Source organism: Pseudomarimonas arenosa (assembly GCF_014841215.1).
Lineage (GTDB): Bacteria > Pseudomonadota > Gammaproteobacteria > Xanthomonadales > Xanthomonadaceae > Pseudomarimonas > Pseudomarimonas arenosa.
This window is the reverse complement of the sequence record NZ_JACYTR010000017.1, coordinates 38099-51226: the sequence shown is the minus strand read 5'-3', so window position 1 is coordinate 51226 and position 13128 is coordinate 38099. Positions and strand designations below refer to the sequence as shown.

Sequence of the window (13128 nt, the reverse complement as noted above, 5' to 3'; positions counted from 1 at the left end):
GAAATACTCCGACCATGGCGCCACGCTCACCGGTCTGGAGCACACCTGTTACGGCAACCGATTCCCGGCTGCCGCAGCAACGTCTGGCCGTGGTCGTGGTCACCGATCTGGCCGACAGCACTCGCCTGCTGGACAAACTCGGTGATCAGGCCGCCGCTGAGCTGTTCGGCCAGCACGATCGACTGACCCGCGATCTGATCGACGCCGAACAGGGCGTGGAAATCGACAAGTCAGATGGCTTTCTGGTGCTGTTCGAGCACGCCGAGCGGGCGCTGGCCTTCGCCATTCGCTACCACACAGCACTGCGATCGCTGTCTGTCCAGAGTGGCGAACAGTTGCGAGCGCGTATCGGCATCGAGGGCGGCACCCTGCTGCTGCACGCCAATCCAGCCGATGACATCGCCCGCGGGGCCAAACAACTTGAGGTGGAAGGACGAGTTAAAGTGGTGGCGGCGCGACTGATGCATCTGGCCCGCCCCGGGCAGACCCTGCTCGGTGTTACCGCCTTCCAGGAGGCCCAGCTGCGCAATCCACTGCCGATGCTTGATCTGGCCTGGTGCGCACATGGCCGCTATCGCTTCAAGGGCATCGACGAGCTGATCGCAGTATTCGAGGTCGGCATCGTCGATGAGTCTCCCCTGCGGCCCCCGCCCGACAGCGAAAAGGCCTTGCGCGAGATCGACGCCGACGAGGCCAGCACCCTGGGCTGGCGGCCGGCACATCAGGTCGGTCTGCCGGGACGGCCGCAGTGGCGGTTGCAGCACCTTTTGGGCAGCGGCGGCTTTGGCGAAGTCTGGCTCGCCGAACACGCAGATCAACGCACGTTGCGTGTGTTCAAGTTCTGTCACGATGCCGAGCGACTGCGCTCCCTGCAGCGCGAAGTCACGGTGCTGCGCCTGCTGCGCGATGTATTGGGCGAGCGCGACGATATCGTGCGCATTCTCGACTGGCAATTCGACCACGCACCGTTCTACCTCGAATGTGAGTACATCGAAGGCGGCGATCTGCTGCAGTTCGCCGACAAGGCCGGCGGCATGCTGGAAATACCTTTCGAGATCCGGCTCGAAATCGCTATTCAGGTGGCCGAGGCACTGCACGCAGCGCATTCTGCCGGGGTTCTGCACAAGGACATCAAACCGGGCAATGTGCTGGTACGCCAGACCCAGGATGGTCGGCCGCTACAGGCGGTGCTGACAGACTTTGGCATCGGCCAGGTCACCGAGCGCCAGCGTCTGCTCGAACGCGGCATCACCTGCGCCGGCCTGACCGAAGCCGACGGCCAAACGCCCACTGGCGGTTCCCAGCTGTATGTCGCACCGGAACTGCAGGCTGGCCAGCCAGCCAGCGTGCAGAGCGATCTCTATAGCCTGGGTGTGCTGCTCTATCAACTTGCCGCCGGCACCACCAAGCCGCTGGCCCTGGGTTGGCAGCGCGATATCGACGACCCGCTGCTGCAATCCGATATCGCCCACCTGCTGGACGGCGATCCGGCCCGGCGGCCGGCCAGCGCAGCTGAGGTGGCCAGCGCCCTGCGTTCCCTCCCCGCACGCCACGAGCAGGTGCGATCCCGGCGTTTGGCTGAGTGCCGCCGGCACAATCGACAGCAGCTGCTGCGCAGCGCGCTGTGGGGGCTGGCCTTGCTGCTGGCGGTCGGCCTGGTGCTGCTATATACCCACCAGCGCGGCCGCGATCTGGTCGACGCCGGCATTCGTGCACGCATGCTGAGCATTGCCGAAGGCGTCACCGTGTTTGTCGATCCTGAGGTACACAAGTCGTTCTACCAGCCTGAGCTGATCGATATCGAGCACCCGACCTGGAAAGCCTATGACAAGACCTTTCAGCGCCTGCTGGCTCAACAGAAGGATCTCACCTACCTCTACACCACGATCCGACGCGACGGCCGCTACTACTTCATTCTAGACGGCACGCCAGAAGACGACATTGAGAACGCCTCTGAACTGATGGAGGAATATCTCGATCCGAACCAGGACATGATCACGGCGTTCGAAACCCAGCAACCGATCGTTTCGCTGCATCCTTACGAGGACAGCTGGGGCCGGTTCATTTCCGCCTACGTGCCGCTGTTCGATGAGGCCGGCGAGGTGTACGCGGTGCTGGGTATCGACATGCAGGCGTCGATTTACCAGAGCCAGCTGGCTCCGATCGACCGCACCTTTCATCAGGGTCTGGCCGCAGCCTTGCTTGGCAGCCTGTTGTTCAGCAGCATTCTCTATCGCAACCGGCGCCGACCTCCTGATGAGGATCGGCGGGCGCTGACTGGGCCGAACGCGCCTTAGCAGCCTGGCGATCGTTCCTGCGGAGGTCGAGTGAACAGGTTCACTGCGGAGCAGTGTCAGCTTCACAACGCGCTGATTTCGGGCATCATGAAGAGGTTCCGGGCGAACGGTATCGACACGATGCGCAAGCTGAGGGGGAACCGAGCTGATCAGCTCGCGCTGCGCTGGCTGCGCGGCCGGGCTTGCCCTGGCGGAGGCGACACCCCGTGACACCGCTGAACGGAGCGCCGCAGCCGCCGGCGCCGATTGCGTTTCGCGATCGTCTGGCCACCCGCACCGCCTTGTCGATGGCAATTCGCATCACTGCCGTGGTGATCGTGGTCACCGGTCTGTCGTACTGGCATGTGGTGCGCTCCCTGGCCGAGCAGACCGAAGACAAGCTGCTGCAATACGCCGCCGAACGCGCTGCCAAGGAAAGCGTCTATCTGCGCCCCACCGTGCAGCAGCAACAGGTATTCAAGCAGGCCTTCCTGGATGCCTGGGCTCGGATGGGCGAGGCCGATCTGGCGGACTTCGCGCGTCTGTATCAGCGACTCGACGACGGCACCACCCGGCTGCGGCCGGAGACCTTCTACGGCCAGCCCGGCGCCGACGGCGTGATCCATCGCAACGTTACCGGCTTCGTCGGCCGCGGGGTCAATGTCGACGATCCGTTTGTTCAGAAGCGCCTGGTGTTGATGTGGCGCCTGATCGACCGCTTTGGCCCAGCCTGGACGCACAGTTTCACCAACCTCTACGCCTATGGGCCGGAGAACCTGCTGATCGGCCATTGGGAAGGCCTGCCCTGGGGGCTCGGCGCCGAAGCCGATCTCGACATGACCCAGGAAGCCTGGTCGCTGATCGTCGATCCTCAGCACAACACCGCGCGCAACACTGCCTGGTCCGACCTCTACTTCGACGCCACTGCCGGCGCCTGGATGGTGACTGCCGCCACGCCGATCGATCTCGACGGGCGCATGCTGGGTGCGGTGGCGCAGGATGTCATCCTTAACGACTTGTTCGACCGCGTGGCCGCGGATCATCTGGAGGGCAGCTACAACCTGGTACTCAGCCGTGGCGGCGGGCTGGTCGTGCATCCGGGCAAGCAGGAAGAACTCAAGGCGCGCTCAGGTCAGGTGCAGATCGGTGAACTGGGCGATGTCAAGCTCGACGCCCTGTGGACCGCCGTATCGGCACAGCTCGATGGCGAACGCACGCCGTTCCTGATTGACGATCCGCACAATCAGGCCCTGTTGGCGGTGGCCTTTGTCGAGGGCCCAGACTGGGTCTTCATCACCGTCTACCCCAAGGCCTTGCTGGCCGCCACCGCCCGCAATACGGCCCAGTTCATCTTGTTGTTAAGCGTGATTGCACTGATCATTGAGTTGATCATGCTGGTACGGGTGGTGCGCAGCAAGGTGGTCGAGCCGCTGGAGCGCTTCGTCAGTGCGTCCGAGGCAGTCGGCCAGGGCGATTACCAGATCGTTGCCAGCGGCCAGTTGGCCCTGCCGGAGGCACGCAAGGATGAGGTCGGCGTATTGGCGCGCACCTTCCGGGCGATGAGCAAACGCATCGTCGACTTCCGCGACACCCTGGAGCGGCGGGTTGAACAGCGCACCCAGGAGCTGGCTCTGGCAATCGACGAAGCGCGCAACGCCAATGCCGCCAAGTCGCGATTTCTGGCCCATATGAGCCATGAAATCCGCACTCCGATGAATGCCATCATCGGCATGAGCCGACTGGCGCAGAAATCAGCCCTGGACCGCAAGCAACGCGACTATCTCGACAAGATTTCCGCCTCGGCCAAGACCCTGCTGGCGATCATCAACGATATTCTCGACTACTCGAAGATCGAGGCCGGCCACCTTCGTCTCGAGAGCATCCGTTTCGATCTGGTCGACGTGATCCGCTCGGTTACCGGCATCGTCTCGCTGCAGGCGCAGTCCAAGGGGCTGGAGCTGCTGTTCCACGTCGCCCCGGACGTACCGCGCAGACTGATCGGTGATCCGCTGCGGCTGTCGCAGGTAATCACCAATCTGGCCAGCAACGCGGTAAAGTTCACCGAACACGGCGAGGTGGTAGTCAAGATCGAGCAAACCGAGAGCAGCGGCGATCAGACCAGCCTGTCGATCAGCGTGCGCGATAGCGGCATCGGCATCCCACCCGAGCGGCTGCAGGCCCTGTTCCAGCCGTTTACCCAGGCCGATGAAAGCATCACCCGTCGTTTCGGCGGTACTGGCCTGGGTCTGGCGATCTGTCGTCAACTGGTCGAAATGATGGGCGGCGACATCGAGGTCGACAGCACCCCCGGCCAAGGCAGCTGCTTTCTCTTCACCTGTCGTTTGGGTGTGGAGCCTGGCGACCAACGCTGGAGCCAAGCACCGCAACAGTTGCGTGGCAAGCGGGCGCTGGTAATAGACGACAACTTCTCGGCCCGGCAAATCCTCACCGAAATGCTGGTCCATCTGGGCCTGAGGGCGGAGAACGCCAGCAATGCTGTCGAGGGGCAGGCCAAGCTGCGTGGCGCCTGCCTGGAAAGCGATCCCTTCGAGATCGTGCTGGTCGATTGGAACATGCCCGACGCCGACGGCATCGAGACGGCCAAGCTTCTGCAAGCCGATACTGAACAGCCCATTCCACTGACCTTGCTGATGGTCACCGCCTATGATCATGAGGGCCTGACCGATCAGGCCGAGCAGGCCGGGATCGCTCAGGTGCTGACCAAGCCCCTGAACGAATCGACTCTGCACGACGCTCTGCTGGAGGCGGTGCTCGGGGATCGCGCCGCGCGCGAACTGCCGGAGCGGCGTCGCCAGCAGCGTGAGGGGGAGTTCAGCGCCCTGCGCGGTGTCCGCGTGTTGCTGGTCGAGGACAGCCCCCTGAACCGCCAAGTGGCGGTGGAGTTCCTGGCCGACGTCGGCATCGACCCCGACATCGCGTGCAACGGCCGCGAAGCACTGGACATGATCCAGCCGGGCCGCTACCACCTGGTGCTGATGGATGTGCAGATGCCGGTGCTGGATGGCATCGCCGCCACCCGCGAGCTGCGCGCCGACCCGCGCTACAAGGATCTGCCGATCATCGCCATGACCGCCCATGCGATGAGCGGTGACCGCCAGCTGTCCTTGAACGCCGGCATGAATGAACACATCACCAAGCCGATCGACCCCGAGCAGATGTATCGCGCCATGCTGCAATGCCTGCGCGAGCGCGGCACCCTGCCACGGCAGTCAGAACCCCGTGATAGCGAAAGGGACACTCAGACCTTGCCCGATCGTCTGCGCCAGTTGAGTATGCGTGGCCTCCATGTGCAGCGCGGCCTGGGCCATCATCTCGGCCGCATACCACTATACGAGCGCGTCCTGTTGACCTTCATCGAGGAGTTCGGTGAGGCCGGTAAACAGATTCGCCAGCATTGCCGACAGTCAGAGCCCAACGAGGTGCTGAGGGTCGCACACACACTGAAATCATCGGCCAACAGCGTAGGCGCTGACAGCCTGGCCGATCAGGCTCGGCTGATCGAATCGATGGCCAGTGAGCAGCAGCTGCCCAATGAAGAACTGATCAGTCGTCTGGAAACCGAACTGCGCCGCGTCTTGGCTGCTTTGGCTGACTGGCGCGCCGACCTTGGGCGGCCAGCGGGCCGGTCCGACGGCTCCGATCATCACATGCTGTTTCAGCGTCTACGCGAGTGCCTGAGCCGCGACGACGCGGCTGCGCAGGAATGGCTGGACATGCTCAGCGGTGCTGCACCCGAGCAGCTGGCCGACGGACTGGAGAAGCTGCAGGCCGCGGTCGACGAGCTGGAGTATGCGCGTGCCATCGAACTGGCACAGCAGCTGGAACAACGCTGGAGCATGCCATGAGCGCGCCACAGCAGCAGATCCTGATCGTCGATGATCACAGCGCCAATCGCCGTGTACTCTACGAATTGTTCAAGGATAACTACCGCATCATTCTGGCCAAGAACGGCCCGATGGCCCTGGCGCTGGCGCAAAAGCATCTGCCCGACCTGATCCTGCTAGATGTGGTGATGCCCGAGGTCAATGGCTACGAAGTCATGAGCGGGCTGAAAGCCGAACCGGCCACTCGCGACATTCCGGTCATTTTCATCACCGCCCTGGAAGACCAGAGCTACGAGGAGCGCGGCCTGCTGCTCGGCGCGGCCGATTACATCATCAAGCCGTTCTACCCGCCGATCGTGCGTGCGCGAGTCAACAACCATATGCAGTGGGTGCGCCAGCGCCATTTACTGGAACGCTTCGCCCTGCTCGATCCATTGACCGAGTTGCCCAATCGACGCCGACTCGAAGACACCCTGAAAGCCAAGCATGCACCCGGCAGCTCAGTTTCGCTGGCGGTACTTGATGTGGATCACTTCAAGCAGTTCAACGACCGCTACGGTCATGCGGCGGGCGATCGTGCGTTGCAGGCGTTGGCCGGCGCCTTGCACGAGGTCAAGCAGAATGAGGGCGAACTGATGGCGCGCTTTGGCGGCGAGGAATTTGTGATCTGGTTGCCGCAGTGCGACCGTGCGCAGGCCAGCCGGCGTTGCGAGGAACTGCGCCTGGCGGTCAGCAAGCTGCGCATTCCACACGTCGAAGGCAAGCTGAAGATCAGCTGCAGCATTGGCGGTGTCAGCGCCGTGATCGGCCACTCTGGCGGCGTGCCCGATGATCTGTTCGAAACCGCCGATGGCCAGCTCTATCTGGCCAAGAGCCAAGGGCGCGATCGTGTGCATTGGAGCGAATTATCAGGCTGCTGAAAAGCGTCTCAGCAGCCCGATGGAACGCGCTTGAGCTGCGAGGCACACACCGACTGCTTAACAGGATGATGAGCCTCATTGCAGCTGCCTGCCAAAGCTACCACCTGACCTTCAACCGGATACCTCAAATGAAACGTTGCACCGCCGCCCTGCTGGCCTTGGCCCTGCCGCTCACCGCGGGCGCTGACGACAGCAGCACGCTTGATCGGATTGAAGTTACCGGCAGTTCGATCAGCTACCGCGACCTGTTGCACACGCCAGCCATCGCCATCACCAAGCACGGCGATTACCTGTCCCAAGGCTTCAGCCTGATCAACGACAGCCGCGATGCCGAACGCAGGAAGCAGGAGATTCACAGCACCATCGAGAAGCTGCTGGCGCGCAGTGGAAAGCGCTACAGCCTGATCTTCGAGGATGGCTACTCGATCACCTTGAACGCCCAAAATCATCGAGTGGAACTGCTGGACGACAGCAAGCGCCCCGATGTCAGCCGGGTAAAGCTGCGCCTGCGGCTTGAGCTGCCCGCCGAGGCCAAGGACGGCCTGCAGATCGTCGCCGACCTGCGCGAGTTCGTACGCAGCTCAGTCAAGGTGGGCAGAACCGAGATCGAGCTGGATACCGAGACTGCCCTGGGCATGAAGCGCCCGGAGCGATACCGTTATGAGCTGATCGAGGCGATCGCCGAGGATTCACAGCGCCTTCGTCGCAGCATGGGCAGCGGTTGCTCAGTGGAGCTCGAAGGACTGAACAGCAGAATCGAGTGGGAGCGCGTCGGCCCGGTGGAGCTGATGTTGTACATCCCGTACAGCATGACCGTCAGCGGCTGCAGCGAGGCTCCGACCCCTTAGTCCGGATATTTCATGAGGTCGCGCCGAAAGATCCGGCGATTCCAAGCGGGGCGAGAGTTTCGACCGATGGTGTTGAGATAACAGAGTGTTCGCCATCTTTCGGCGCTGGCACGGCCCTCACCGAGGACTTTGCGCTGTGAAGCGCCCGCGCGCACGGGCATGCCTGCCGTGAGCCTGTCGAACGGTACCGTTCGAGCGGGGCTTGAAGTCGAACAGTATGTTCAGACCTCAAGTTGCCGAATCACTTGTCGGACTTGCCCCCATTTCGCCAAGACTCCTCACCGTAGGGCTTTTGGGGATACCCGCCTAGCGTGACAACACAAACGCGGTGAAGCACGACCCATCCTTGGGCCATGCTTCACCGCGTCGCGCTTAGCAGGCTGCTGAGACTCATTTCAGCAGCCTGATTTTGCGCGCCACGGCGCGCGCGGAAATCGAACACGCAAGTGGTTGATTTCCGGCATGGGTGGCGCGGCCTTGCCCCGATCGGCTTGCCGTGAGCCTGCCGAACGGCGGTCCCTGAGCTTGTCGAAGGGTTGCGCTGAAAACCTCCAGGTTGGAGGCCTCAGCAACCTGTTAGGGGAGCGAAACAGTCAGCTCAGACTCGAACAACGATCAGTTGCCGATGCTCATCCGCCGATCGACATAGATCGGGGCTTCCATGGCAAACGGCGAGCCCTGGGTGAAGGCGCTGGCCTCAGGCGTGTTGTGGCCCTTGATCTCGATGCGCAGGGTGTAGGTGCCGACGTCCAGCGCCTGACCATTCTCCAGCGACACCAGATCAATCTCACCACCGAACACTTCGCTGGCACCCGGAGCAATGCTCAAGGTGTTCATGAACTGGGCGAAGCGGCGATTGGCGCCCCAGGTATTCAGCACGTCGCCTTCGGCGCTGAGCAGGCTGATCTCGAAGTGCTGCGAGCTGCCGAAATGCAGATCAATCGGTGCCTCGCTGGCATTGGTCAATTCGAGGTAGACCGGCACGCTCGGCGTGACATTGGACAGCACACGCGGCCCAGGGAAGCGCGCAGTCAGCTCCAGGCCCACGGTGGCGCTGGAGGTCGCACCGTAGTGCTGCCCGCCGATTTCAGCTTCCATCAGACTGAACTCCCGAGGTCCGGCAATGCTTGCCTCGCTCCACTTTACCAGCCCCACGCCCGGCGCAAACCAGGCGCTGCCGACGCCAGCGTCAGCGCAACTGGAGGTGAAGTCGAGACGGGTGGTATTGGCAAAGCTGCCAGCCTGGGTGCTGATGGTTTCACCGCGCTGCGCCAGCTTGGCCGAGTTGTTGCACGGGCCGAGGCGCAGGCTCCAACGCGTACCGACGGCGGCATCGAAATTGGCCATGCGATAGCTGCGATTCTGGTTGGCATTGAAGATCCATACGTCTTCATCGCCGGCGGCGGTCCACACCCAGGTCTCGCCCAGGCCGAGGAAATCGCTGAGCAGCTTCCAGTTGCTGCCCTCGGTACCCAGAACGCGGGCTTCGTGGCTAGCGACCGTCTGAGCTGCGGTCGAGAATCGGGCCACATCGGCGCCGCTCATCGGCAAGTAGTCTCCGGCCACGGCAGCGCCGCTGACCAGCCCAAGAACCACCGCTCCAAACAACTTGTTCATTCTTCATCTCCGTATGAGTGCTTCAAGGGACGCCACCTGACTCGTGAATGAGGGGTGACGGGGCGCGCACCTTACGGAATTTTTGTTGCACTGCAAAATAGAAATGAGTCATCCCGCGCAGCATGAATCATTCGTCGTCATGATCGATTCAGATTGATCGAATCATGCAAAAGATCCTTTTGTGCAAAATCCCCGATGACTCATGCACTTAGCCCGCACTTTCGCGCCAAGACCGGTCCCAGATCCATACTCCTACGTATCCATGTTTCGCCTCGTAACGGCAGTCAGCGCTTACCATCGAGCGGTATTAACCCGGATATTTCATGAGCGGGCGCGGATGGTGCGTCCATGACGCACCCTATGTATGGGTCGCCGCAACGCCGATGCCATCGGGTGCGGTTCACCGCACCATCGGGCATGGAACACACCCTACCGGCACGCCCCACCTCGCGCCGGTGCGTCCAACACGCACTCTACGGGGGAATCTGTGCGCATCCGTGGGTTAATCGCGGCTGCAGAATCGGCTGCATGCCCTTCAACGCCTGCACCGGCAAGGCCGAGGTAAAGCGATAGTCATCGGCATTCTCGCCCAGCACGAAGGCGGTCAAGGTGCCGAAGTACCGATCACCGAGGTAGAACACAAAGGTGGCGGTGCGGTTGCGCGCGCGCGATTCGATCACTCGGCCGCTGGCATCGACCGATTCGATGCGGTTGTCACCGGTGCCGGTCTTGCCGCCCAGTCGCCAGTCTTCGCTGGCGGCATCGGCGAAGCTGCCCTTCAGACGTCTGGCGGTGCCGCGCTCAACTACCTGGTTCAGCGCTTCGCGAAGCACGGCCGCCACTTCCGGTGCCATCACCTGTTGGCCGGCGGCCGGCACGCGCTTGAGCTCGGTGTGGTAGGGCGTGCCATCGGCAAAGCGTAATTCGCTGATCCGCACCGTCGGCAGGCGAATACCGTCGTTCAGTATGATGCCGACCAGCTCAGCCAGGGCCGCCGGCCGATCGCCCGAGCTTCCCAGCGCAGTCGCCAGTGAGGGCACCAGATGGCCAAACGGATAGCCCAGCTTCTGCCAGCGCTGGTGGATATCGAGAAACGCCTCGACCTCCAGCATGATGCGGATACGGTTGTCACGGGCCTGCTTATGCCGACTGCGAAACAGCCAGCCGTACACTTCCTGCCGCACCTCGGTGCTCGCGGCCAACAACTCACTGAACTCGACGTTCGGCTGACGAATCAGTTCAGCCAGCAGCCACAGGTCGAGTGGATGCACTCGGGCGATATAGGCGCGATCGGGCAGCGCGTAGGCATCGGGGCGGTAGCGCGCATGCAGGGCTTCGATATCCTGCTGACTGGGCAGTTCATCGACCCCGCGCTGGCGCAGAAACTCGGCCAGAGCGGCGGCGTCGGCCTGCGGATAAAGATAGCGAAACACCGCGCCAAGGCGTGCCGGCCGTGCAGCAAGGCCCTCGAGCAGGGTATCGATCCGCTTGCTTTCGTCCTTATCGCGGTACTTGTCCCAGAATCTGCGCAGAAAGCTCTGCCCTTCCTTGTCGACAAAGCGACGCAGATAGTCCTCGCGCCGTGGATCATCATCGTCCCCCAACAACTCGGCGCGGCGCGGCACGCTTTGATAGATGCTGTAGTTGACGATATCCCGCATCAGTCGCACAAACGGCAGGTTCAAGGAATCGCGCATCGCCTCGGCCACGCTGGCAACGCGCAGATCATCCTTGCGCTGGAAGTTACTGAAGCGGTGAATGCCGCCGCCAGTCAGAAAGCGCTCGTGCGGGCTGGCCGAATAGCGCCGCTGCATGGCCGCCTGCAGCAGGCTACTGAGGTCAGCCTGCGGGTGCTCGGCCAGATAACTCAACACCCAACGGGTCAGCCGATCGGCAGGTTGCACCTCGATCTCGCGCAGGATACGCGCCGGCAGGCCGCTGTAACGCCCATGCAGTTCAGCGATGACTTCCAGATAGGTCGCCACAACACGTAACTTGGCTGTGGAGCCGAGCTCCAGCTTGCTGTTCTCGCTCAGATCGAAGGCTTGCCGGGTGCTGTCGGTTTGCACTCGAACGGCAAACCGGTCCGGCAAGCGCTCATACAGGGTGAAGCTATAGCGCACGCCCTGCAACTGATCCTCCTGCAGCAGACTGTGGCCCAGCAGACCGGCGGCCTTGGCCGCCTCGGGCTCACGCAGACCATCGAGGTAGGCCGATACCTCACGCTGCAGTTCAGCGTCGAGACTGCTGTCGACGTCCAGGTCAAGCCGATCGAGGCTGTACAGCGGCACATTCAGCAGGCTGGCCAGATGGCGTCGAACCAGATTGGTGCCTTTGTCGTTGCTGATTGCGGTCTGGATTGGATCGCTGGCCCAATCGCGGAACTCCAAAGGTGCAGCCAAGGCAGCGTCACGCAGTGCCGGCTCGATCCTGCCGGCGCGTTGCAGCAGCCGCAGATGACTGTCGATCAGACTGTTAAGCTCGACCCGCCCCTGGGCCAGGTAGTAGCTCGGACGGCGCTGCGCCACCAACAAGGCCAACACCTGACGCAAGGCCAGCCCGCGTGCGGCCAGCGCGCTTTCGCTGTGACCATTGCCGGAGAGCAATTGATTGACGCGGGCAAAATCGGCACCGAACCAAACACGCAGGCCATCGGCCAGACCATGCACTTCGCCATGCCCAGGCACCGCCGACAACGGCACGGTGTTGAGGTAGTCGCGCAGGAGATCACGTCGGGCATTCAACGTGTCCTGGCCGTGCTGATAGGCGCGCACGCTGGCCGAAGCCATCTGTCGCCACTTCTCTTTGAACGAGCTGGTCAAGCCATCGGGCGAATGGCGAAACTTTTCGATCTGGGTGGCCAGTGTGCTGCCGCCCACCGCCGAGTCGCCCCAGCCCAGGGCCTCCTCCAGCTGTGACCAGGCGGCACTGAATAGCCGCGGCCAGTCAACCGCCGGATTGATCTCGCGCCGTTGCACATCCAGCAGATGACGATCCTCGATGAAAGTCAGCGCCTGTGCCACCAAGGGCGGCACATCTTCGAATCTGGCATAGGCTTCACCGGGATAGGCGCGGCGCCATAGCGGCTGCCAGGCGCAATCGCGAATCGATAGGCCGGCCTGGGTCTTCTCCGGGTACGGCGGGTAGTAGCCCTGGTCTGTGAAGTCGACCAGCTCCGGGCTCAGCACGGCTTGGCGATCAATGGCGTAGCCGCGCTCCAGGGCACGCTGCAGAAACAGCGGCAGGTAGGCATAGCCCAGGCGCTTGTCGAACGGCCCTTCGCGCGGAAAGTGGATGTTCTCGCTGGCGCCCTCAGCGAGACGAAACTGCAAACGATCGGCATAGCGACTGAGGTAATGCGCCTGTAGCGGTGAGTAGCGCATCTCGAACCACAGCCCGGCCGCGAGCACCAGCCCGATCACCACGACGATGCGTATCCCCCAGCGCAACAGCCGACGCCACCCGCCACGGCGCCTTCTCGCCGTGGCAGACTGCGGTCGCGTCTCCGGTTCGGGCCGCCCTGCTTCGAATCCATCCATCGCCACGCTTCCTTGCGTTCCAGTCTACACCGATTTGCCCCAACCAGCTTAGCCTGTTGATTAGTTGTTGTGCGGCTCACGAT

Annotated in this window: 6 protein-coding genes; 4 read left to right on the top strand and 2 right to left on the bottom strand. The window is 62.7% G+C overall.

Annotated features, from left to right (window positions below; translation table 11 throughout):
* Positions 1-14: 14 nt before the first annotated feature.
* The 4 genes from IFO71_RS10215 to IFO71_RS10200 all read left to right on the top strand — a co-directional run bounded on the left by IFO71_RS10215 (position 15) and on the right by IFO71_RS10200 (position 7889).
* Positions 15-2297: a serine/threonine-protein kinase gene (locus IFO71_RS10215; protein WP_192029531.1), complete on the top strand. Its 2283-nt coding sequence runs from the start codon at positions 15-17 to the stop codon at positions 2295-2297.
* A gap of 206 nt (positions 2298-2503) precedes the next feature.
* Positions 2504-6142 (top strand): response regulator, encoded by a 3639-nt coding sequence (locus IFO71_RS10210; RefSeq protein ID WP_192029530.1) that lies wholly within the window; start codon positions 2504-2506, stop codon positions 6140-6142.
* Positions 6139-7041 carry a GGDEF domain-containing response regulator gene (locus IFO71_RS10205; protein WP_192029529.1) on the top strand — a complete coding sequence of 301 codons (903 nt, stop codon included), beginning with the start codon at positions 6139-6141 and terminating at the stop codon, positions 7039-7041. The genes IFO71_RS10210 and IFO71_RS10205 overlap by 4 nt, the downstream gene beginning before the upstream one ends.
* Before the next feature lie 128 nt (positions 7042-7169).
* A complete protein-coding gene (locus IFO71_RS10200; protein ID WP_192029528.1) occupies positions 7170-7889 on the top strand; it encodes a hypothetical protein in 720 nt (239 codons plus the stop codon).
* A gap of 615 nt (positions 7890-8504) precedes the next feature.
* Here the strand turns inward: IFO71_RS10200 and IFO71_RS10195 are convergent.
* Together IFO71_RS10195 and IFO71_RS10190 are read right to left on the bottom strand one after the other, a co-directional pair.
* Complete coding sequence (locus IFO71_RS10195; RefSeq protein ID WP_192029527.1) at positions 8505-9506, bottom strand: BsuPI-related putative proteinase inhibitor; 1002 nt, start codon at positions 9504-9506, stop codon at positions 8505-8507.
* 473 nt (positions 9507-9979) lie between these two features.
* The gene (locus IFO71_RS10190) at positions 9980-13045 is read right to left on the bottom strand and encodes a transglycosylase domain-containing protein (RefSeq protein WP_192029526.1); all 3066 of its coding nucleotides are present in this window, start codon (positions 13043-13045) and stop codon (positions 9980-9982) included.
* Between the last annotated feature and the right edge of the window lie 83 nt (positions 13046-13128).